The organism is Synechococcus sp. MU1625 (genome assembly GCF_020514205.1).
In the GTDB taxonomy this organism is placed as follows: domain Bacteria; phylum Cyanobacteriota; class Cyanobacteriia; order PCC-6307; family Cyanobiaceae; genus Parasynechococcus.
This window is the reverse complement of record NZ_VTLA01000009.1, coordinates 44,947-66,637: the sequence shown is the minus strand read 5'-3', so window position 1 is coordinate 66,637 and position 21,691 is coordinate 44,947. Positions and strand designations below refer to the sequence as shown.

Below are 21,691 nucleotides of genomic sequence, written 5' to 3'. Positions count from 1 at the left end.
TTTTCGTGAGCTCCGCTAGTTTCAACCTGCTGACAGCCCCAGATCCTGTTGGTTCATATCAATCAGGTTGGGCTTACGCACTTCAAGTCGTTCGGCGGAGCGATGACAATCCCTCTTGAGGAGGGATTCACCGTTGTGACCGGACCCAACGGTTCCGGCAAGAGCAACATCCTCGACGGTGTTCTGTTCTGCCTAGGCCTTGCCACCAGTCGCGGCATGCGGGCCGACCGCTTACCGGACCTGGTCAACAGCGGCATGCTCAAGGCAGGCAAGGCCGCCGAAACCACAGTCAGTGTTCGCTTCGATCTCAGCGACTGGACACCCGACGCCGCCGAGGAAGGCCTCGACGCACCGGCGGAAGGCCCCTGGATTCAACCGGGGCAAACCGAATGGACGGTGACCCGCAAGTTGCGGGTGATGCCGGGAGGCTCCTACAGCTCCAGCTACAGCGCTGACGGAGTGTCCTGCAATCTGCAGCAGCTGCAGACCCAGTTGCGACGACTGCGGATCGATCCCGAAGGCAGCAATGTGGTGATGCAGGGGGACGTCACCCGCATCGTCTCGATGAGCAACCGGGATCGCCGCGGCCTCATCGATGAGCTGGCCGGTGTTGCCCTGTTCGACACCCGGATCGAACAGACCCGCCGCAAGCTCGATGACGTGCAGGAGCGCCAAGAGCGTTGCCGGATCATTGAGCAGGAATTGCTGACCAGCCGCCAACGGTTGGAGAAGGACTGCGCCAAGGCCCGCCAGTACCAGGAGTTAAGGGAAAGGCTGCAGCTGGGACGCCGCCAGGAAATGGTGCTGGCCTTCGAGGCAGCCCAGCAGGCCCTGAAGGATCTGGCCACGCGCCAACAGGCTCTGGAAGCCCAGGAGCAGCGGGACGCTGCGGCCATCGCCAGTGGCCGGGAGCAACTGAACAAGGCTGTGGCCGAACTGGAGCTGCTGCAGGAGCAGGTCAAGGCCCTGGGAGAAGACCAACTGCTTGCGGTTCAGGCAGAACTGGCTGGCCTCGACACGAGCAGCCGCGAACTAGAACGCCAGGCCACCCTCCACCAGGACGAAGGCCAGAAACTGCAGGGACAGCGCCATGACCTCGCCACCCGTCGCCAGCAGTGGCAGCTGCAGTCGCGGGAACTGGAGCGCGACCCCAACCAGGACGCCCTGAGCGCTGCTGAAGACAAATGCAAAGCCGCTGAGGCGTCGGTTGAGATGTCCCGCCGCCGTCTGGCGGATGTTGCCGGCCGCTCCGGCGCCTGGGTGGAGGAACAAAAGCGCCGCAGTGGCCGCCGTCAGGACTTACAGAGCAGCGTCGCTCCCTTGCTCGAGGAGCAACAGCAGTTGCAGGAACGGCTGCGTCAGGAACGGGAACGCCTCGAGGAGCTCACCCAGGAACAGCAGCAGGACGGCTCCGACGGTGCCGCCGTGCAGCAGCAGCTCGAGACCCTGGAGGAGACCTGGCAAACCCTTCTTCAAGCCATTGCCAATGGCAAACAGGAACTCCAGCAAACGGCCGACTCCCTGGCCATCCAACAGCGCACCCGCAGCCGGCTTGAACAGGAACAAACCCGTTTGGAACGGGAGATCGCTCGTCTGGAGAGCCGCCGCGATGCCCTTCAGGAAAGCCGCGGCACCGGTGCCCTTCGCCTGCTGCTGGAGGCCGGCCTCGATGGCATCCATGGCCCTGTAGCCCAGCTGGGGGAGGTGGAGGATCGCCATCGCCTCGCCCTTGAAGTGGCGGCTGGGGCCCGTCTCGGCCAGGTGGTGGTCGACGACGACAGCATCGCTGCCCGCGCCATCGAGCTGCTCAAGAGCCGCCGTGCCGGCCGGCTGACCTTCCTGCCCCTGAACAAGATCCGCTCACCCGGGGGGGGCGGCTCAGCCGCCTTTGCCCGGGGGGCACGCCCAGGAGGGGACAGCGGCGCTGGACTGATCGGTCGAGCTGTGGAACTGGTGCGCTTCGAGCCTGTTTATGACCAGGTGTTCGCTTACGTCTTCGGCGACACCCAGGTGTTCTCCGACCTGGCCAGCGCCCGCCAACAATTAGGCCGGTCCAGGGCTGTGACCCTGGATGGTGAGCTACTGGAGAAAAGCGGCGCCATGACCGGCGGCAGCTTCTCCCAGCGCAGCAGCAGCCTCAGTTTCGGTCGGAGCAGTGATCAGGACGAAGCCGAGCCCCTGCGTCGTCGCCTGCTGGAACTGGGTGAATCCCTGGTGGCCTGTCGGCGGGAGGAGTCGAAGCTGGCGCAACTGCTGGAGCAGCAGAAACCCCAGCTACGCCAGCTCGAGCAGCAACAAGCCGCTCTGATCGCCGAGCGCAATGCGGCCCGGCGGAACCACGGCCCCCTGCTCGAACGCAGCCGCCAGCGGGCCGAACGGCTCAGCAAACTGCAGCAGGACCAGACGGAACAACAGCAGCGGCTCGAAGCGATCAGCCGTGAGCTCGCCCCCCTGAGAGTGGAGCTCCAAGCCCTGGATGAGGCGGAGCGGAACAGCGGCAGCAATGACGATGCCGCGGCCTGGGCCCAACTGCAGAAGGAGCAGGAAGGCGCAGACCAACGGCTGGAGACGGCCCGCAGCGAGCGGGACCAGCTGCTGAACGCCCGCCGCGAGAGACAGCTGGCGATCGAACGGCTGGGGGATCAGGAGAAGGCACTGGCCGCAGAGGAGACCCGGCTGCAGGAGGCTGTGAAGGCCCTGGCCAGCGCCCATGGCGCCTGGCGCCAGCAGCAAAGCGACCTTCAGCAGAAGCGTCAACAATTGGAGCAGCAGCAGAGCGACCTGCAGGAACGCTTTGGCAGCCAGCGCCGGGCCAGGGATGCCGCGGAAGCCGAGGTGGGCCGGCAGCGTCAGGCCCTGCAGCAGGCCGAGTGGAATCTGGAACGGCTCAAGGAAGACCGGGAAGGGTTAATCGAAGAGCAGCGCAGCGGTGCGGTGCGCCTCCAGGAGATGGAACAGGCCCTGCCGGATCCCAGACCTGAGATCCCGGAGGCCTTGCGACTGTCTGGCCTGGAGGCCTTACAAGCCGATCTGCAGGCGATCCAGCAACGCATGGAAGCGCTGGAGCCCGTCAACATGCTGGCGCTGGAAGAACTTGAGGCCCTCGAACAGAGGCTCAACGAACTGAACGAGCGGCTCGATGTGCTCAACAGCGAGCGGGAAGAGCTGCTGCTGCGGATCGAAACCGTGGCCACCCTGCGTCAGGACGCCTTCATGGAAGCTTTCACCGCCGTGGATGGCCATTTCCGCGAGATCTTTGCCTCGCTCTCTGATGGTGATGGCCACCTCCAGCTGGAGAACCCGGACGATCCTCTGGAAGGTGGCCTCACCCTGGTGGCGCATCCCAAGGGCAAGACCGTACGGCGCCTGGCCTCGATGTCAGGTGGTGAGAAATCGCTCACCGCTCTCAGCTTCCTGTTTGCCCTGCAGCGCTTCCGGCCGTCGCCCTTCTATGCCCTGGATGAGGTGGATAGCTTCCTGGACGGCGTCAATGTGGAGCGCCTTGCCGCCCTGATCGCCCGTCAGGCCGAGGCGGCACAGTTCATGGTGGTCAGCCATCGCCGCCCGATGATCGGCGCGGCCCAGCGCACCATTGGAGTGACACAGGCCCGCGGCGCCCACACCCAGGTGGTGGGTTTGCCGGATGCCGCCTGAACGATCGACGTTTTCGCTGTGCAACCTGAACGTGACAGTCGGAACCCCTGCGCCACAATGGCCTGACTGTCCATGGCCGAGGGCCCGCGCTTGACCCCGACCCCTTCCCCGACTGAAGCCATCACCACTGGCGTACCCAGCGATCGCCTCTGGTTGCGCTCTGAACTGATGGGCACCCAAGTAATCACCCGCGACACCGGCCGCCGCCTGGGGGTGGTCGGTGAAGTGATCGTGGATATCGACCGCCGTGAGGTGGTCGCCGTTGGTCTGCGGGACAATCCGCTGACCCGTTTTCTGCCCGGCCTGCCGCGCTGGATGCCGCTGGACCGGATCCGTCAGGTGGGAGACGTGATCCTGGTGGATTCCGCCGACTCCCTGAGTGAGAACTTCAATCCCGAGCGCTACAGCCGGGTCATTAACTGCCAGGTGATCACCGAATCCGGTGATCAGCTGGGTCGCGTGCTCGGCTTCGCCTTCGACATCGAAACCGGAGAACTGACCACCCTTGTGATGGGAGCCCTCGGCGTGCCCCTACTGGGGGAAGGAGTGCTGAGCACCTGGGAAATGCCGGTGGAGGAGATCGTCAGCAGTGGCCCGGATCGGATCATTGTTTACGAAGGGGCCGAAGACAAGCTGAAACAGCTGAACAGCGGTGTGCTGGAGAAACTTGGAGTCGGTGGCCCCAGCTGGGAAGAGCAGGAGCGGGAGCGTTACCGGGTCAATTTGGTGCCCGTGGAAAACCAGCTCACCTCTGGGCAACCTCAGGAGCAGGAACAACGGCGCCTCCAGGCCTCAGATGCTGAGCGGCTTGATGCTGATGCGGAACTCGAATACGTGGAACTGGAGGATCGGCGGCAGGAGGCCATGCAGCAACGCCGTTACCTCGATGAGCCCCAGCGGTATGACGAGAGGCGCTACGAGGAACGGCCGCGCTACGACGAGCGGGACAACGTCAGAAACGACCGATCCACTGAACGAGCGCGGTCCTACGAGCAGCAGCAACCCCCCGCCTACGACGAACGAGGCCCTTACGAGGAACAGCCTGCTTATCAGGAAGAGCCGGCATATCAGGAACAGCCGCCGAGGCGCGCCATGCCAGCCTCCCGCCGTGCTGTTCAGCAGTCCGGTGAACCCCTGGATGTGGAACCGATGGAAGACTCAGCTCCTCAGCGCGGGACCCAGGATCTGGACGACCCCTGGTGAGCGAGCCTGAGCGCGGGGAGGCGATCAGGCCGACTTGAAGTCCAGAGATGCGCTGTTGACGCAGTAGCGCTGGCCTGTAGGGGCAGGGCCATCAGCAAAGACATGCCCCAGATGGGCATCACAGCGGGCGCAATTGATTTCGGTGCGCACCATTCCGTGGGTCAGATCCTGTTTGGTGGTGATCGCATCGGAACTCACACCGTCCCAGAAACTCGGCCAGCCGGTGCCCGAGTCAAATTTGGCGTCAGAACTGAACAACGGCGATCCACAGCAAATGCAGTGATACATCCCGGTGGCCTTGTTGTTCCAATAAGCACCGGTGAAAGCACGCTCAGTACCGCCGCAACGAGCCACCTGGAACTGTTCCGGCGTCAGGGATTGCTTCCACTCCTCTGCACTGCGTTCGACCGGATTGGACGGGGTCATGGTCGTCGGATTTAGCAGCCTATTCAGCCTAGGAAGAGCTGAGCTCGCGGGGGAGCAATGCCCTCACCTCTGCAGCCAGGGCAGCCACCGCCCCTGGATCCCCCCGCAACGCCTGGAGATCCTGCCGCTGGCCCTCCAGCCGCTCGGGAGCATTCAGCCAGTCGCATGCTTCCAGCGCGATCTGCTCCGGCGTGATCGCCCCCACCCTCTCCGGAACCACGGCGCGGCCAGCACTGATGTTGGGCCAGGCCATCAGACCGTTGTTGCGCAGACGCCAAAGAGTCAGCAAGACCCCAATCAGACGCCGCAAGCCCGGCAAGCGCGCCAGCAGCCCCAGCCCACCATCCCAGGCCTGCATTACCTCAAGGTGCTGCGTGGGAACAATCACGATCATCGGCACAGCCAGTGCTCCAAGCTCGGCCGTGTTGGCACCAACGGTGGTCAGGGCCAGGGCGCACTGGCTCAAGGCCCCGTGGGCCGGATGCTGCTGCAACAGGCGAATCCGCGTCCCCGCCGCCGTCACCAACTCGGTGACCAACTCCTCTTGGTCAACCGACGCGACGGAAGCGCTGTAACGGGCAGCGATTGGATTGGATCCACCGGCAAAACGGAGTAGCTCCGCCACGCTTGTGGTGGGAGCCAACGGGAGCAAGAAACGGCATTCGGGTTGCAATCGAGCCAGGCGGTCGGCGGTGTCGAGCAGAAATGGCATGCCCACGCACAGCTTGGCCGGCTTGGAGCCCGGCAGCAGGGCCACCCACTGGCCTTCAGGCAGGGGATCCTCCCGACGGGCGAAGGATGACAAATCCGCCATCAGATCCCCAACCACACGGCATCGGGACTGATACCGAACCGGAAGCTGGCGCTGAACCGCCTCCGACATGGCCGCGATCCGGTCGTTCCAGCCCGGCCAGCGCGCCACCCATTCGGCATAGGTGATGTGGCGATACCCAAGTCGGGCAGAGAGCAGAACAGTCCAGAACTGATCCCCTCCCAGGAACACCACCACACCCCGCTGGGGCCAGGGGCCGTACCGCTGCGGGCGCAACAACAGTGACCAGAAACGCCGTGCCGGCACGATGCGCTCAAACAAGCCCCAGGGCTCTGCCGCCATGGGCTCCTGCCCGGTGGCATTGGGACAGGGAACCAGGACCAAATGCAAGGCTGCCGCAGCCGTCGCGGACCGTGGACGAAGGCGGAGGCTGGCATGCAGACGTTCCGCCAGTGGGCGGACCCATGTGGTCAGCTCACCGGGACCGTTTGAAACAAGAACGACGGCCGGTCCAGGTTCTGCTGCGCGGGGACGGGCCAAAAGAAAAAGTGCGGATGGCGAGACTTGAACTCGCAAGGCCGAAGCCACACGCCCCTCAAACGTGCGTGTCTACCAATTCCACCACATCCGCGTGGTCGACTTCACCGCTCGGGCGCTGTCGACGTCAGATCATACCGGTCGGGGTCTTTGCTTTCGGCTTGATCGGTCGGCGCTGATACGATCCGGCGTCAGGCCTGAAGATGCTGCGGGATGCCCATCGGCAAAGTGCTGATCGCCAACCGCGGCGAGATTGCTCTCCGAATCATTCGGAGTTGCCGCGAGCTCGGCATCGCCACCGTGGCGGTTTACAGCTCAGTCGACAAAGACGCACTCCACGTTCAGCTCGCGGATGAAGCGGTTTGCGTCGGCGAGGCGCTGAGCAGCAAGAGCTACCTCAACATTCCCAACATCCTGGCGGCGGCCACCTCCCGCGGCGCTGACGCCATCCATCCCGGCTACGGCTTTCTGGCCGAGAACGACAAGTTTGCCGAGATGTGCCGTGATCACGGCCTCACCTTCGTGGGACCGTCACCCCACGCGATTCGCTCGATGGGGGACAAGTCGACCGCCAAAACGACGATGCAATCGGTGGGTGTTCCCACGGTTCCCGGCAGCGAAGGTCTGCTCAGCAGCACGAACCAGGCGGCGGCCCTTGCCGAGGAGATGGGCTACCCCGTGATGATCAAGGCCACCGCCGGCGGTGGCGGACGGGGCATGCGGCTCGTGCCGGACGCCAGTCAGCTGGAAAGCCTGTACAAAGCGGCCCAAGGCGAAGCGGAAGCAGCCTTTGGCAACCCTGGGCTCTACATGGAGAAATTCATCGACCGGCCCCGCCACGTGGAAGTGCAGGTGCTGGCCGACCGCCACGGCAATGTGGTGCACCTGGGAGAACGCGACTGTTCGATTCAGCGTCGTCACCAGAAACTGCTGGAGGAGGCCCCCAGCCCGGCCCTGGATCCAGAACTGCGGCTGCGCATGGGTGAAGCCGCCGTTGCTGCTGCCCGCAGCATTCATTACGAGGGCGCTGGAACGGTGGAATTCCTGCTGGATCGCAGTGGGGGCTTCTACTTCATGGAGATGAACACCCGCATCCAGGTGGAGCATCCGGTGACCGAAATGGTCACGGGTGTTGATCTGATTGCCGAGCAGTTGCGCATCGCCGGTGGCGAACCCATCAGCGTGCGCCAGGAAGAGATCCAGCTCACCGGCCATGCGATCGAATGCCGGATCAACGCGGAGGATGCACGCCATAACTTCCGCCCCGCCCCTGGACGAATCACAGGATGGCTGCCCCCCGGGGGACCAGGCGTGCGCGTCGACAGCCACGTTTATACCGGCTACGACATCCCGCCCTTCTACGACTCCTTGATTGGCAAGCTGATCGTCTGGGGCAAAGACCGCGACCACGCCATGACCCGGATGAAACGGGCCCTAAACGAATGTGCGGTCACCGGAATCCCGACAACGGTGGAATTTCATCTCGAAATGCTGGATCGGCCTGAATTCATCAACGGCGACATCCACACCAAGTTCGTCGAGCAGGAGATGCTTCCCTGAACTCAGGCTGCCGCCTGAGCGTGCATCAGAATTTGGGACAGAAGCCCCTGCTGACCAACGAGCAACTCACGCACGAGGCTGATCAATCCAACCCAGATCACGGGGGTGACATCGACCCCACCAATCGGGGAGATCACGCGGCGGCTAAGCGCCAGAACAGGCTCCGTCGGCCAGGCCACCACGGGCCAAGCGCCTTGGTTCAAGTCCACCTGGGGGTACCAAGTGAGCACGATGCGAAGCAGGAACGCCAGGGTCCAGGCTGCCAACAGCAGACCAAGGAGAAGATGAACAACTGGCAGGACCTGCAGCAGCAGCGGCGTCACAAAGCTCAAAGCAAATCGCCCCGTCATCGTAGAAAGCCGACATCGCTCCTTAGGATCAGCGCGGCTTTGATGCAGACAGCAGCAACCCCATGACCCCCTCCCTCTCCAACTTCCTGAGCAGCCTCGTTTGGGGAGGTGTGATCGTTGTTGTTCCCGCCACCATCGCGCTGATTCTGCTGAGCCAGACCGACCGTCTCGACCGCAAGCTCTGACCTACCCCTGGCGCCCCTCGTAGACTGAGCCCCTAGCGGGATCAGAGTTTTGGTTAACGCCAGTCTCAACTGGGCCAGCATCGTCGGCATCGTGTTGGCCGTCGGCGGAGCTCTGCTCTATTTCATGCGGACGTTCAAACCAGCCCTGGCTCGGGACTACGACGTCTTCTTCGCAGCGATTGGACTGCTTTGCGGAGGCATCCTCTTTTTCCAGGGATGGCGTCTTGACCCGATTTTGCAGTTCGGCCAATTCCTTTTAGCGGGTACAACCGTTTTCTTCGCTTACGAAAGCGTGCGCTTGCGCGGAGTCGCCACCGAGCAAGCGCGGCGTTCCGCCTATTTCGATGACGAGCCCGCCCCTGATCGTGGCGATGGTCCTGGTGGACTGCGCGGGGGCTGGGATGACGGCTACGACCGTTTCGATGAACCCCAGCCGGTGCGGCGGCGTTTCTCCGGCCGCGACGACGACCCTGAAGAGCGACCTGAAGAGGAGTTCTACAGACCACGCCGCACCAGCCGCGCCGCGATCCCTGAAGAGGCAGCCAGCCGTCGCTCCATGGGTCGCAACCCAACGGATTCCGGCTGGGAACAAGACAGTGAACGCTCCCGCCGCATGGCCCGCTTCCGGGCCGGAGAAGCCCGTGATGAGCAACGCCCCGATTTTGGATCCAGACGATCGGAGCGAGACGATCAACGCCGCGGCAGCCGTCCAACGGGCCGCTCTGAACGTCCTGCTGGCGAACCCGCCCCGTCCGGCGCTGAGGATGCCGCCTTCAGTCCCAGCCGCAGCGCATCAGTGAACCGGGGACGTCCCGGAGCCAACCCGGTTGCAAAAACAGAGTCGAGGCGTTCTGCTGAACCGCCGCTGGCCTCGAACCGCCCGACCAGTAGCCGTCAACCCCCCCGCAGCTCAAGGCCGTCTTCCGGGAGCCCTCGGGACAACAGCTCCCGCTTTGACGACTGAGCCACTTGCGTCGCCCGCTGCTCCTTCTCCTGGCCAGCCTGGCGCTGATTGGCTGCAACGGTCGCCAAGAACGCGCCGGTGGAGCCCTGGTCAGCAGCAGTCAGCAGGCACCCGCCCTGAGTGGCAGTGGTGAATGGTTGGCGGTCGTGAGCGATCGCCGCGGCAGACCCACGGTGCAGCTGCGCCGCCTCAGCGACAGATCCGTGGTGTCCGTTCCGCAGCTGAGCCGTCATCAGCCCCACAGCTCCCCCTCCCTCAGCTGGAACGGTCGCTACCTGGCCGTCATCACCCAGCGTGGTCGCCGCAGGCTCGCGGTGGTGACCGACCGCCTGAATGGACGAATGCATCCCCTGCCGCTGCCGGGGGGACGGGACCCGGTGGTGCTCAGCCTCGCACCAGATGCACAGCAAATCGCCCTCCAGGTGACAGATCAGGGCCGGTGGCGCGTGGAACTGCTGGATCTGAGTGAAGTACTCGAACCAGACCGTCCACCGGGCCAGAGCCTCTCCACGCCAACACTGTCGTCAGAGCCATGATCCGCGTTGCTCTGATCTGCAGCCTGATGCTGATGACGGGCTGCAGCAGTCCCAGACCCACACCACGGCCCGATCTCAACGGCTTGCTGCGCCAGTCGGTGAACAGTCGCCGGGATCCATCCCTGGGGGGACGCTGGTTAGCCAGCCTTGGCCAACGCAATGGGCGGGAACGGGTCGAACTGATCGACCTTCGCAACCGCAATCCTGTCCCGCTGCCAGGCCTCAACCGTGCAGACGCCCAACCCATCAGCGTCAGCGTCAGTGCGGATGGGCAGCGCTTGGCTGTCGTCCAGCAACGAGATGGCCGCACGGAACTGGTGCTCTATCGCCGCAACGTGGGCGCAACACAACGGCTGCCTCTGGATCCACCGGGCGTGCCCCGCAGTGTCAGCCTGGATGGTGAAGGCCGTCGTCTGGCGGTGCAGGTGAGCCGAAACGGACGCTGGGATGTGGATCTGATTCGTCTGCCCTGATCAGGGCAGCAACCCCGCCCAGTGCAGAAAGGTGTCGCGGCTGAGGGCCTCGATCAAGAGCACCGCGACAAAACCCACCATGGCGAAACGGCCGTTCACGCGCTCGGCATACCCACTCCAACCGAATGCCGGTACGTCGTTGGTGGTGGCGGACGTCTCCGGAACAGACGTGGAATCAGGCGTCTCGCTTGTGGAGGTCATCCGGCCGGTTCAGGAACGTTCGAAGTCATAGCTGGTCGCCGGGATCAGCCGCCAGTCGCGATCTCCACTCAACTCGAGAACGGTGTCATGGAACTCCTTCAAGGTCGGCCGGTGACCAACGCTGATGAAAGCCACCTCGCGTTCGCGCAGCAGCGCATAAAGACGGGATTCAGTGTCGACATCCAAGGCACTGGTGGCTTCATCAAGCACCACGACCTTGGGGGAATTCAGCAGCAACCTGGCAAATGCCAGCCGCTGCTGTTCTCCCAAAGAGAGCAACCGCGGCCAGTCCTGCTTGATATCGAGGTCGGGGTAACGCTGCAGCAATTTCGCGAGCATCACCTGATCCAGAACGGCCCGCAGCTGTTCATCGCTGAAACGGGCCTGATCCAATGGGTAACAGAGCTGTTCGCGGAGCGATCCCAGAGCCATATAAGGCTTCTGCGGAATGAACAGAAGGTCCCCCTGCCCTGGGGAATACACAGTGCCTGTGGGTGATCCCCACAACCCACTCACAACCCGCAGCAATGAGGTCTTGCCACAGCCAGAGGGCCCGACCACAAGCAAGCCTTCAGAGGTGTCGAGCGAAAAGCTGAGATCGCGCACCAGCACGTTGTCGGTCCGCGGTGTTTTGACCGTGACCCCTTGAAGCGCCAAACGGTCGGACGGCACAATCCGCGGAGCGAAATCACTCCACTCCTCACGATCCAGGTTCGAGATATTCGACTGGAAACCTTCCAGCCGGTTAATTGATGCCGAGAATCGGGCCAGCGCTTCGATGTTGTAGACAATGAAGAAGAGCGATCCCTCAACCAGGTTGTAAGCAACATTCGCCTGAGCGAAGCCGCCATAATCCATCTCACCCGCCAGAATCGGCGCAGCAAGAATCAGATAAGGGATGAAATTACTGGCATAGATGCTGGAACGCTGCAGCACACGCAGCAACACCTCCCAGACGATCAGAAGATTGAAGTTCTCAACAACAGTGGCCAAGCGACGCGTCACCTCCTTGGCTTCCTGCTGTTCACCTGCATAGAAAGCAATCGATTCGGCGTTATCCCTTACCCGAACAAGGCCGTAGCGGTAATCCGCTTCGAAACGCAACTGAAAATTGTTCAAACGCACCAGCTTGCGACCGGCAACAATCATCAAGACCGAAATAGCAGCGGCATAGGCCAACAGAGCGAAGGTCAAGCCCTCACTCACCGAATAAAGGATGAGGATATTGAGAGAAAAGGTGAGAATCGAATCAAAGATATTGAGTGCGAAGCCAAGGGCTTGAGCCGTGAAATCACGAACATCCTCTGAAATGCGCTGATCAGGGTTATCAACGTTGGTGGCCGCCTCATCGTTGGGGTTGAGGACGTAATACGCCCGATCCCGGAGGTAGTCGTCCACCAAACTCAGCGACAACCATTCCCGCCAGAACAGACCCAGCTTCTGGGTGAAATAAAACTGCAGACTGCGAATCGGCAGGGCAACCGCAAAACAGGCGCCATAAACCCAGAGATTGCGGTAGGACGCATCCCCGTCCTTGGAGATCAACGCATTGGTGAGATCCCTAGCGATGAATGTGATGCCGGCATTGATGCCGTTCACACTCAACAGCATCAAGATAATCAAACCGAGAAACAGCCAAGGCAGCCAGCGGCGGTGCCGCAGCTGGCCCCGCACCGAGGCGAACACCACAGCCCCCAGCACGAACAGGGCACTGATGCCCGTCCCCCATCCACGGGACCAGAGCATGGCCAGGGAGGACTGGACGCCACCGAGGTACTGACCGGTCAACTCCGGCAGCAGCCAGGACAGGCCGTTCATCAGCCCGGTGACCAGGAACAGCACGATCCCGGCCACACAGAACAGCAGGCTCACCAGAAGTCCGATGAACTGCCAACCGTTGTCTTCGGTGTATGGAAAGAAGTAGGGCTGCGAAAGTCGACGCAGCTTGGCGGCCTGATCCCGCAGGTTCTGAAGCTGGTGGGTCATGCCACTGCTGAACTGTGCTCAGTCTGGCGGCCATTGCGCTGCTTCGCCGTCAGCATCAGCCGGGGGGCCAGGCCAGAGAACGCCCACCGATCACATGCACATGAAGGTGAAACACCGTCTGGCCAGCACCGGCACCGCTGTTGATCACCGTGCGGAAGTCGTCCAGCCCCTCCTGTTTGGCGACCCGAGCAGCGACCAGCAGCAGATGGCCCAGCAGGGGAGCATCCTCTGCAGCACCGGAGCGCAGGCTCTCGATCGGCTTGCGGGGAATCACCAGCACATGAACCGGTGCCTGGGGGGCGACATCCCGAAAGGCCAGGCACTGCTCATCGCTGTAGACCTCATCGCACGGGATCTCGCCGCGAAGGATCTTGCCGAAGATCGTGTCGTCTGCCATGGGCCTTGAGAACGAAGGAACAGCCATACCGGTGTGACAGCAAGGGCATGAATCTCCTGCGTCACCCACTTCAGAATGCTGGCACGTTGTCTCAGTGCATCCCTACAAGGTCTGGAGGCCAGGCCTGTGGTGGTGGAAGTGGATCTCGCCCCAGGCCTGCCGGGCGTCCAGCTGGTGGGCCTGCCAGACAAGGCCATTCAGGAGTCGCGGGAGCGCGTCCGCTCCGGCCTGCGCAACAGCGGCTTCCGCGGCCCCCTGGTTCGCGTGGTGATCAACCTTGCTCCGGCCGATCTACGCAAGGAAGGCCCCTCCTTTGATCTCCCGATTGCCTTGGCACTGTTGGTGGCCAGCGGGCAGCTCGCCCGCCCTCAGCTGGACGGCCTCTGGTGTGCTGGCGAATTGGGTCTCGACGGCAGCCTCAGGCCCTGTCGCGGAGTGATCGCCCTCGCCGACCAGGCCCATCAGCAGCAGGCCCGAGCCCTGGTGATCCCTCCCGCCAATGCCAGCGAAGCCAGCTTGATTGAGGGGCTGCCAATCCACACCGCGCCCAACCTGCGGGAGCTGGTTCTGCAACTCAAAGGAGAGCAACCCTGGCCCGTCATCGGTTGCAGCGGCTCCCGAGCAGCAGGCCGCATCAACAACCCGGAGCCCTTGCCATCCATTGAGACAAGCCTGGCTTCACGCGGCTTGGCCCTTTCCGCTGCAGGCGGCCACCATCTCCTGCTGGTGGGTCCCCCCGGCTGCGGCAAGACCCGCCTGGCCCATCACTTGCCACACCTGCTGCCACCCCTGAGCCGGAAGGAAGCACTCACCATCACACGCATCCATTCGATCGCCGGACATCTCCATGACATCGATCAACTGCAGCAGCAACGCCCCTTTCGATCGCCCCATCACAGTTGCTCCGCAGCCGCCTTGCTGGGGGGAGGACGCTCGCCCCGTCCCGGCGAACTCAGCCTGGCCCACGGTGGTGTGCTCTTTCTCGATGAGCTAGCGGAATTTCCGCGAACAGTGCTGGATCAGTTGCGGCAGCCCCTGGAGGAAGGCGCCGTACAGATCAGCCGCTCCCAGCACAGCACTGTCTTCCCCGCCTTGATCACCTTGGTGGCAGCCACCAATCCCTGCCCCTGCGGATGGCATGGCGATCGCGACCATGGCTGTCGCTGCAGCATCAGCCAGCGCCAGCGGTACTGGCAGCGGCTCTCAGGCCCGCTCCTGGATCGGCTCGACCTACAACTGCGGCTCGAACGGCGCTCAGCCAAGGAGATGACGAACGTGCTGAAACCTCACGGCCCGTCGAAAGTCTCCGAGTCTTGGTGCAGCCCAACACGGATTCAACGGGCCCGCCAGAGGATGCAGAGGCGCAATCCCGCCGGCTGCCGCAATGGCCGACTGTCGGCAAAAGCGCTGCGGCAGAGCGGAGCAATCGAGACTGCGGCGCTGGATCTATGGGAACAATTGATCCAACAACGCGGTCTGAGCACCCGCAGCAGTCTTCAGCTGTTGCGGGTGGCACGGACCATTGCTGATCTGAACGATCAGTCATCTGTTAACCGCAATGCCGTGGCGGAAGCGAGCTGCTACCGCTGCACCGATCTGCTGAGGGGACCTGAACCTCAGTAGTTGCGCGCCCGCTTGTCCGGTGTATCCCGGTAGGGCTGGGTGCCGATCGGCGGGGGCTGGAGATGGCGGTCGTTGAGCGACCCCAACGCATGGGTCATCGCTTCACCAAACCAGTTGAACCATTGAACAACTGTCGATTTCATCACAGCCTCCTGGGTCTTCCTTCAGTGTGAATTCACTGACAGGTCTCGACAACAGGTGTTTTGACCGGTTTTGTCCCCTCTCAGCTCAGGGAGTCGGTGCACTGTCTCGATAGACGTAGAGATGGCCCAGGCTTTTCTTGCCGTAGGCCCGTCGCTTCAGGGTCCACCCCGGCTCAAGCTTCAGCTGAACAAAGCCACTGGCGGCCCCGCCGGCCCGGGCGACGAGCAGGGTTGGCTGGGAGGGATTCCGGGTCGGTGTCGCCAGCAACTCAATATCACTGCCGCTGTTCACCACGCTGAGCCGATAACGGGTGCCAAGGTCATCACCACCGATGCGCAGGGAATAGCCGTTGCCGTCGATGTAACGGTTGCAGACCCCGGTGAAATCAAACTTGGACAGCAGGGGATCCACCATCGCCGGCGAGCCAGCACCCACAGCAAAACACGGGCGTTTCGTGGTCCGCTGTTCGTAGATGTTCAACTGCGAGCGTTGCCCCTGGCCGATGGGAGCCGACACCAGAACAAAGTTGCTCATCTCCACGGGAACCGCCGTGAACAGAGAGCCCTGGGCCAAGGCCACTGGTACCGAGGTCGCTGCGAGAGCTAGGCCAGCAGCAGCCACGGTTCGAAAGCGTGCCATCACGTCCATGGAGGAACTGAGCGGATCGTAAAAGTGATGCCTGAATCGGTCGCCCCCGATCAGGCCGGTTTATTGAGGCGTATGGCGACCAGCAGGGTGCCAACGGTTGCGGGGGCCGCAAGGGCCAAGATCCAACTGGTGGCTTTGACCCCGAGGTCGGGATCGCCATAGGCCAGTTCGAAGACACAACCTGTGCTGGCAATGCCAAGAACACAGGCAAGGGCCAGGAAAACGCCGGCCAAGGGTTTCATTGGCATGGCTCAGGCGACGCTCCGAACATGTTGGCGCTCGAAGCCCTTCTCCTGGAGCTCTTTCTGCAGACCGTCTTCATCGGTGACGCGATCGACGAACAACACGCCATTGAGATGGTCCATCTCATGCTGAATGCAGCGGGCCATCAAGCCATCGGCTTTCATCTTGCGGGGCCGACCCATCTCATCGCGAAAGCTCACTTCAATCGCCGTTGGGCGCACCACATCGAGATACACCCCAGGAATGCTGAGGCAGCCCTCCTCATAGGTATCGAGCCCGGCACTGGCCGCACTGATTTCCGGATTGATCAACACCAGAGGCGGTGTGGCCGCATTCTCCAAGTCGAGATCAATCACGAGCAGCTGCTGATGGATCCCCACCTGAGGTGCCGCCAGACCGATGCCCTTAGCGGTGTACATGCTGCGCAGCATGTCGCGGGCTAGCTCCCGCACCTGCTCATTCACCTTGCCGATGCGACGCGCCGACTTTCGCAGGACTTCATCGCCCAGGGTGTGAATCTCCAACGGCGGAGTTTCAAGGGCGGTTTTGGGGACCAGCATCGTGTCCCGCGACTTGTCGGCCTGACGGGCCAACTCTGCAAAGCTTCCTGCCAAGGCCAACGCCGCGTTGATTCAGCATGGTAAGCGGCCTAATTCAGCCGCCATGGGAGCCGTTCCGTTATCCGCGCAGCATGCCGTCGGCCGTTTGCCGGGGCTCAAGGAACCGGTACTGGTCAGCGGACCCGATGCAACGGTGTGGCTGATCTGGCTGGAGCAACGTCCCCAGGAACGGGGCCGCACCACAGCCTTGATTCGCCGTTTCGGCGATTCCGAAGCGGACCCTCTGGAGCTGACGCCGGCCCCCAGCAACCTGCGCAGTCGCGTGCATGACTACGGCGGCGGGGTGCTCGCCACTGCTGTGGAGCAGGACAGGCTGATCCTGAGCTGGATCGACAGCGGCTGCGTCTGGCGTCAGGACTGGCGCCTGCCAAAGACCAACACAGACCATCCCACCCCCCTGGCAGCAGCCGAACGGCTCAGCCGGGAGGGCGACTGGGCGCTGGCGGATGGCGTGCTCGATCTGCCCAGGCAGCGCTGGATCGGAATCCGTGAAGTCGAGGGCCGTGACGAGCTGGTGAGCCTGGCGTTGAGCGGGGCCGATCAGACCCCGTTGCTGCTGCACCAACCGGCGGACTTTGCCGGCTATGGCTGCTTGAGCCCCGATGGCCAGCGCTTCGCCTGGGTGGAATGGCAGCAACCCGCCATGCCCTGGGACAGCAGCAGTCTCTGGTGCGCGGGGTTCAGCGACACGGGCGGGCTGCTCCAGCCCCGTCAGTTGGCCGGGGGCGACGGCGTCTCGGTGTTTCAACCCCAGTGGCTGTCTGACGGACAGTTGCTTGTGGCGGAAGACAGCACGGGTTGGTGGAATCTGATGCTCCAACCCAGCGCCGATGCCGACTGGGAAAGGCCCTGGCCGATGGCCGCTGAAACAGCCATGCCCCAATGGATCTATGGGATGAGCACCACGGCTTGGGATGGCGAACAGCTGATTGCAGCCGTGTGCAGCCGCGGGGCCTGGTCATTGCAACGGCTCAGTCTGGATGGAAGCGTGCAGCCGTTGCCGCAGCCCTTTGATGATCTGGCGGGATTGAATGCCTGCCACGGCCGCGCCGTGGCCGTGGCCAGCAACGGCACCAGCGTGGCCGGACTGCTGGAACTCGACCTGCGACCGGCGACCGCCCTCTGGAGCCACAGCCCTGCCATACCAGCACCCTTGGCGGCAGAAGAGATCAGCGTGGCCGAACCGCTGTGGTTCAACGGCCACCAAGGGGAACGCACCCATGCCTGGTACTACCCCCCCAGCGGCAAACCACCAGGGGCAGCCCCACTGCTGGTGAAAAGCCACAGCGGACCAACGGCCATGGCCCGCCGCGGCCTCAGCCTGGCGATCCAGTACTGGACCTCCCGTGGCTGGGGCGTGGTGGATGTGAATTACGGCGGCTCAACGGGGTTCGGCCGGGATTACCGGGAGCGGCTGAACGGTGGCTGGGGGGTGGTGGATGTGGCCGACTGCGCCGCAGCAGCCCGGGCCTTGATCGACTCCGGTCGCGCTGATCCCGACAAGATCGCCATCGAAGGTGGGAGTGCTGGCGGGTTCACCACCCTGGCGGCTCTGTGTTTTACCGATGTGTTCCAGGCCGGTGCCTGCCGCTATGCGGTGTGTGATCTCACCGCCATGGCCGAAGACACCCACCGGTTTGAGGCGCGCTACTGCGATGGTCTGGTGGGGGCATGGCCAACGGAACGTCATCTCTATGAGAAGCGATCGCCCCTGCTACATGCGGATCAAATCCGCTGTCCGGTGCTGTTCTTCCAGGGGTTAAAAGACAAGGTGGTGCCTCCGGAACAGACCGAGCGCATGGCCGAAGCCCTGCGCAGCAACGGCATACCGGTGGAGGTGCGGCTCTTCGACGACGAAGGCCATGGCTTCCGCAACCAGAGCACCCAGATCCAGGTACTCGAAGAAACCGAAGCCTTTTTCCGACGTCAATTGGGCCTAACGGAGCAGCGGAAGTGAAGGCCAGAGGCCATCATCTAATCACAACAGATCGAGACAAATAAGCAACAAAAACAAACTTCCCATAGGCTCAAAAGACATCAATATTCAGACCATGTTTCAACGTTGGCGCCGAGAATTTATCGAATTCTTCTTCACCAAGGGCAGTGCTCTGACGGTCGCGATTGCATTCATCGTGGGGCAACAATTCACAAGAATCGTTGATTCAGTCACCAAAGACCTCTTGATGCCACTCCTGAACCCCTTGGTTCCCAAGGGCAGCTTCGAAGATTTGAAAATTGACTATTTCGGCGGCGCAATCGAGATTGGGAAGCTAGTGGACACCATCATCGAAGCCCTCTTGGTGGCCTGGATGCTGTTCCTCATCCTCAAGGCGATCAAACGGATTGAGCGGCAAACCTCAGCATCCACCGAAGAATCAGGACTGAGCTAGCAGATGGTTACAACCCACACAACCGGGTTCAGCAAATGTGATCGCTTAAGCGAGCAACCAACAGGAACGTTCAACCTGTGCCCCATGGAACGGATGAGACTGCAGCGGGTCTGAGATGGTTAGCAAAGCTTCCTGAGTATTAATGCGGATCTTGCGTTATCGCGGCAACAGCTACGCCAGCCCTGAACCGATCAACGCAGCACCCCGTGCCGGCGTGCGGTCTTACCGCTGGGTGCAGTACGCCATCCAAAGCGACAACGTCGTCCCCCTGGAGCAACGCGAAAGCATTTCGAACGATCAGCAGCTGGCCGCCTGAGCCGGCTCAGCTGTGTTCGCGCAGGAAGGCGACCGTGGAGGCGAGCTCCTCGCTGAAGCGGTCGATCTCTTCAAAGGTGCTGGTGAAGCTCAGGCTGGCCCGGGCTGAAGCCGTGACGTCATACAAACGGTGCAAGGGCTGACAGCAGTGGTGACCACTGCGAATACAGATCCCGGACGCATCAATCAGCGCGGCAATGTCATTGGCATGCACGCCATCAACCAGGAATGTGGCGAGGGCACCGCGGTCAGGCTGCTGATCCGGCGTCGGCCCCAAGACCCGCACACCATCAATGGCCTGCAGCCTGTTGAACAGATGCCGGGTGAGCTGAGCCTCCCAGGCCTGAATCGCCTCCAGACCAACTGCCTGCAGATAGCGAATTGCGGCACCCATGCCCACCGCTTCTCCAATGGCAGGGGTTCCAGCTTCGAACTTGTGGGGCAGCACCGCCCAGGTGCTGTGATCCAGGAAGACGTCCTGGATCATCTCTCCACCACCCAAAAAGGGAGGCATCGCCTCCAGCAGAGACTCCCGCGCCCAAAGAAAGCCCATGCCGGTGGGCCCGCAGAGCTTGTGGGACGAGCCGACAAGAAAGTCGGCCTCCATCGCTGCCACATCAATCGGCTTGTGGGCCAGGCTCTGGCATGCATCAACCAGCACGCAGGCGCCAACGGCATGGGCCGCCGGGATCACCTGATCAAGGGGATTGCAGCAGCCGAGTGCATTGCTGATGTGCACCAGGCTCACCAGCCGGGTGCGCTGGCTGAGCTGGGCCTGGAAATCCTCCAAATCCAGCTCACCGGCTTCGGTGATGCCGACATGCCGCAGCACACAACCGGTGCGCTGGGCCAGGAGCTGCCATGGCACCAGATTGCTGTGGTGCTCCATCACGGTGAGGAGAATTTCGTCCCCCTCCTTCAGGTTGGCATCACCCCAAGTGCGCGCCACGAGGTTGATCGCTTCACTGGCATTGCGGGTAAAGACGATCTCCCGGGAAGTGGCGGCACCCACGAAGGCCGCAGTCGTGCTGCGGGCTGCCTCAAAAGCATCGGTGGCGCGGGCACTGAGCTGGTGGGCGCCGCGATGCACATTGGCGTTGTCGCAGCTGTAGTACTGCTGCAGCGCCTCCAGCACCTGACGGGGCTTCTGACTGGTGGCGGCGTGATCGAGATAAATCAGCGGCCGGCCATCGGGAGCCAGCTGCTCAAGAATCGGGAAGTCGGAACGATGTCGAGAGGATAAATCCACGAAATCCGCACCAAATCGTGCTTTTGCGGTGATTGTCATGGAGCAAGGCTGCCCATGACGCGCTCCAGGGGACGCCAGGCCTGCGCAGCAGCAGGCAGCTGCTCGATCACCTCCTGGCAGGCCCCGCGCAACAGCAGCGCGGTCGCCTCCGCCGCGGCGATCCCACGACTCTGGAGATAAAACAACTGATCGTCCTGGAGCTGAGACACGGTGGCGCCGTGGGCGCAGCGCACATCGTCCGCCACGATTTCCAGCTCGGGCTTGGTGTCGACCCGGGCGCGATCAGACAGCAGCAGGTTGCGGCTCAACTGCGCCGCATTGGTGCGCTGGGCATCGCGGGGAACACTGATGGCACCGTTGAAAATCGCGTGGGATTGGCCACCGGCCAGGCATTTCTGCAACTGATCCAACTCCCCTTCAGGCCCGTCGAAACGCACCGCGGTATGGGTAGCCAGTTGCTGTTCGGCGCCTGTCACCGCCAAGCCCTTGAGCACGGTCTGCGCTTGTCCATCCACCTGCACCACCCGGGGCTCCACCCGTCCAAAGCTCCAGCCCTGAACGACCGAGGTGAGGGCGTAGGAGCTGCGGGGCTCCTGCTCAACCGCCAGATGCGCCATCAACGACGAAGCGCCATCAGCCGTGGCCAGCACCCCATGCCGCAGTTGCGCCTCCTGCCCCAAATGCACTTCCAGCACGTGGCTGTGGGCGGACGCACCCTCCGCCAACAACACCTGCAGCAACTCAAGCTCCGCCTTTTCCTCGAGCAGAAGTAGCACCCGGGTGGCGTTCAACCCGGCACCCGCCGCGAGGACCAGTTCCAGCGAACCCACGCTCCCCCGCACCCTGAGGGCCAGGATCTGCTGCGCTTTGGCATGGTTGAACTCCACCGGCCAGGCCTGGGCGCAACCGCAGCAATCAAGGGTGTGGCCGAGGGCCTGCTTCAGCTCATCAGCATTGAGAACCGTGATCCCCTCCGGGAGGAGCTGCCCTGCCAAGGGATCCTCAGAACCGTTGAGCACCAGACGGGTCACCCCCTCCAAGCTGGGCGGCAGTGGTGCTGAAATCTTCGACGCACTGGTCGGCAACGCCGACACAGCCGCAAGACGCTTGAGGTCGGTGAGCCGCCAGGACTCTTCCCTGCGGCTGGGCAGACCGAGGTGCTCCAACGCGGCGCGACCGCGCTCCTGCACCGGCGCCAGCACACTGCTCCCCATG

23 protein-coding genes and 1 tRNA gene are annotated in these 21,691 nt (G+C 62.8%); 11 read left to right on the top strand and 13 right to left on the bottom strand.

Translation table 11 applies throughout. The features are described 5' to 3' along the window. Positions 1 to 48: 48 nt before the first annotated feature. On the top strand, positions 49 to 3,654 hold the full coding sequence (smc, locus tag FZX13_RS11915; protein ID WP_226409736.1) for a chromosome segregation protein SMC: 3,606 nt from the start codon (positions 49 to 51) through the stop codon (positions 3,652 to 3,654). Positions 3,655 to 3,744: 90 nt separating this feature from the next. Continuing rightward, complete coding sequence (locus FZX13_RS11910) at positions 3,745 to 4,857, top strand: PRC-barrel domain-containing protein (protein ID WP_370630821.1); 1,113 nt, start codon at positions 3,745 to 3,747, stop codon at positions 4,855 to 4,857. A gap of 24 nt (positions 4,858 to 4,881) precedes the next feature. Here the strand turns inward: FZX13_RS11910 and msrB are convergent, their stop codons facing one another. The 3 genes from msrB to FZX13_RS11895 form a co-directional block, all read right to left on the bottom strand. Next, the gene (gene msrB / locus FZX13_RS11905) at positions 4,882 to 5,283 is read right to left on the bottom strand and encodes a peptide-methionine (R)-S-oxide reductase MsrB (protein WP_115022496.1); all 402 of its coding nucleotides are present in this window, start codon (positions 5,281 to 5,283) and stop codon (positions 4,882 to 4,884) included. Positions 5,284 to 5,311: 28 nt separating this feature from the next. Beyond that, a complete protein-coding gene (locus tag FZX13_RS11900; RefSeq protein ID WP_226409735.1) occupies positions 5,312 to 6,595 on the bottom strand; it encodes a glycosyl transferase in 1,284 nt (427 codons plus the stop codon). A 9-nt stretch (positions 6,596 to 6,604) separates the two neighbouring features. Beyond that, positions 6,605 to 6,686 (bottom strand) — tRNA-Leu (locus FZX13_RS11895). A 119-nt stretch (positions 6,687 to 6,805) separates the two neighbouring features. Between FZX13_RS11895 and accC the strand changes: the two genes are divergently transcribed. Further along, on the top strand, positions 6,806 to 8,152 hold the full coding sequence (gene accC / locus FZX13_RS11890) for an acetyl-CoA carboxylase biotin carboxylase subunit (protein WP_115022500.1): 1,347 nt from the start codon (positions 6,806 to 6,808) through the stop codon (positions 8,150 to 8,152). A 2-nt stretch (positions 8,153 to 8,154) separates the two neighbouring features. On the opposite strand, the gene FZX13_RS11885 is transcribed toward accC, so the two are convergent. Beyond that, positions 8,155 to 8,484 carry a YggT family protein gene (locus tag FZX13_RS11885; protein ID WP_226409743.1) on the bottom strand — a complete coding sequence of 110 codons (330 nt, stop codon included), beginning with the start codon at positions 8,482 to 8,484 and terminating at the stop codon, positions 8,155 to 8,157. Between the two features lie 80 nt (positions 8,485 to 8,564). Here FZX13_RS11885 and psbX point away from each other — a divergent pair, with 80 nt between their 5' ends. Genes psbX through FZX13_RS11865 form a run of 4 tightly spaced genes read left to right on the top strand, consistent with a single transcriptional unit; the run spans position 8,565 to position 10,660 of the window. Further along, positions 8,565 to 8,687 (top strand): photosystem II reaction center X protein, encoded by a 123-nt coding sequence (psbX, locus tag FZX13_RS11880; protein WP_115022502.1) that lies wholly within the window; start codon positions 8,565 to 8,567, stop codon positions 8,685 to 8,687. A gap of 49 nt (positions 8,688 to 8,736) precedes the next feature. Further along, positions 8,737 to 9,651 carry a Ycf66 family protein gene (locus FZX13_RS11875; protein WP_226409734.1) on the top strand — a complete coding sequence of 305 codons (915 nt, stop codon included), beginning with the start codon at positions 8,737 to 8,739 and terminating at the stop codon, positions 9,649 to 9,651. A gap of 5 nt (positions 9,652 to 9,656) precedes the next feature. Continuing rightward, entirely contained in the window at positions 9,657 to 10,187 is a 531-nt protein-coding gene (locus FZX13_RS11870; protein WP_226409733.1) for a hypothetical protein, read from the top strand. Next, positions 10,184 to 10,660, top strand: coding sequence for a hypothetical protein (locus FZX13_RS11865; RefSeq protein WP_226409732.1), 477 nt, complete (start codon positions 10,184 to 10,186; stop codon positions 10,658 to 10,660). Before FZX13_RS11870 ends, FZX13_RS11865 begins: the two co-directional genes overlap by 4 nt. Here the strand turns inward: FZX13_RS11865 and FZX13_RS11860 are convergent, their stop codons facing one another. From FZX13_RS11860 to FZX13_RS11850, 3 genes are read right to left on the bottom strand one after another with little or no spacing between them, the layout of a single operon-like run. After that, on the bottom strand, positions 10,661 to 10,861 hold the full coding sequence (locus FZX13_RS11860; RefSeq protein ID WP_115022509.1) for a chlorophyll a/b-binding protein: 201 nt from the start codon (positions 10,859 to 10,861) through the stop codon (positions 10,661 to 10,663). Between the two features lie 9 nt (positions 10,862 to 10,870). Next, a complete protein-coding gene (locus FZX13_RS11855; RefSeq protein ID WP_226409731.1) occupies positions 10,871 to 12,847 on the bottom strand; it encodes an ABC transporter ATP-binding protein/permease in 1,977 nt (658 codons plus the stop codon). Between the two features lie 55 nt (positions 12,848 to 12,902). Then, positions 12,903 to 13,244 (bottom strand): histidine triad nucleotide-binding protein, encoded by a 342-nt coding sequence (locus FZX13_RS11850; RefSeq protein WP_115022512.1) that lies wholly within the window; start codon positions 13,242 to 13,244, stop codon positions 12,903 to 12,905. 75 nt (positions 13,245 to 13,319) lie between these two features. Here FZX13_RS11850 and FZX13_RS11845 point away from each other — a divergent pair, with 75 nt between their 5' ends. Beyond that, on the top strand, positions 13,320 to 14,867 hold the full coding sequence (locus tag FZX13_RS11845) for a YifB family Mg chelatase-like AAA ATPase (protein WP_226409730.1): 1,548 nt from the start codon (positions 13,320 to 13,322) through the stop codon (positions 14,865 to 14,867). Here FZX13_RS11845 and FZX13_RS11840 read toward each other — a convergent pair. From FZX13_RS11840 to def, 4 genes are all read right to left on the bottom strand, one after another. Continuing rightward, positions 14,861 to 15,010 (bottom strand): hypothetical protein, encoded by a 150-nt coding sequence (locus FZX13_RS11840; RefSeq protein ID WP_186570651.1) that lies wholly within the window; start codon positions 15,008 to 15,010, stop codon positions 14,861 to 14,863. The two genes, FZX13_RS11845 and FZX13_RS11840, sit on opposite strands and share 7 nt — an antisense overlap. Positions 15,011 to 15,095: 85 nt before the next feature. Next, on the bottom strand, positions 15,096 to 15,659 hold the full coding sequence (locus FZX13_RS11835; RefSeq protein ID WP_226398628.1) for a DUF3747 domain-containing protein: 564 nt from the start codon (positions 15,657 to 15,659) through the stop codon (positions 15,096 to 15,098). A 50-nt stretch (positions 15,660 to 15,709) separates the two neighbouring features. Then, entirely contained in the window at positions 15,710 to 15,907 is a 198-nt protein-coding gene (locus FZX13_RS11830) for a hypothetical protein (RefSeq protein WP_115022517.1), read from the bottom strand. A gap of 3 nt (positions 15,908 to 15,910) precedes the next feature. Beyond that, positions 15,911 to 16,516, bottom strand: a complete 606-nt coding sequence (gene def, locus FZX13_RS11825; protein ID WP_226398629.1) for a peptide deformylase — start codon at positions 16,514 to 16,516, stop codon at positions 15,911 to 15,913. A gap of 49 nt (positions 16,517 to 16,565) precedes the next feature. On the opposite strand from def, the gene FZX13_RS11820 reads away from it, so the two are divergent. The 3 genes from FZX13_RS11820 (at position 16,566) to FZX13_RS11810 (ending at position 19,228) form a co-directional block, all read left to right on the top strand. Continuing rightward, complete coding sequence (locus FZX13_RS11820) at positions 16,566 to 18,479, top strand: prolyl oligopeptidase family serine peptidase (protein ID WP_226409729.1); 1,914 nt, start codon at positions 16,566 to 16,568, stop codon at positions 18,477 to 18,479. Between the two features lie 94 nt (positions 18,480 to 18,573). Further along, positions 18,574 to 18,912 (top strand): MscL family protein, encoded by a 339-nt coding sequence (locus FZX13_RS11815; protein WP_226409728.1) that lies wholly within the window; start codon positions 18,574 to 18,576, stop codon positions 18,910 to 18,912. A gap of 142 nt (positions 18,913 to 19,054) precedes the next feature. Further along, positions 19,055 to 19,228, top strand: coding sequence for a hypothetical protein (locus FZX13_RS11810; protein ID WP_226409727.1), 174 nt, complete (start codon positions 19,055 to 19,057; stop codon positions 19,226 to 19,228). A 6-nt stretch (positions 19,229 to 19,234) separates the two neighbouring features. Here FZX13_RS11810 and FZX13_RS11805 read toward each other — a convergent pair whose 3' ends face one another. Both FZX13_RS11805 and sufD read right to left on the bottom strand, forming a co-directional pair. Next, a complete protein-coding gene (locus FZX13_RS11805) occupies positions 19,235 to 20,515 on the bottom strand; it encodes a SufS family cysteine desulfurase (RefSeq protein ID WP_226409726.1) in 1,281 nt (426 codons plus the stop codon). Then, positions 20,512 to 21,690 carry a Fe-S cluster assembly protein SufD gene (gene sufD / locus FZX13_RS11800; RefSeq protein WP_226409725.1) on the bottom strand — a complete coding sequence of 393 codons (1,179 nt, stop codon included), beginning with the start codon at positions 21,688 to 21,690 and terminating at the stop codon, positions 20,512 to 20,514. Before sufD ends, FZX13_RS11805 begins: the two co-directional genes overlap by 4 nt. Position 21,691: the final 1 nt, after the last annotated feature.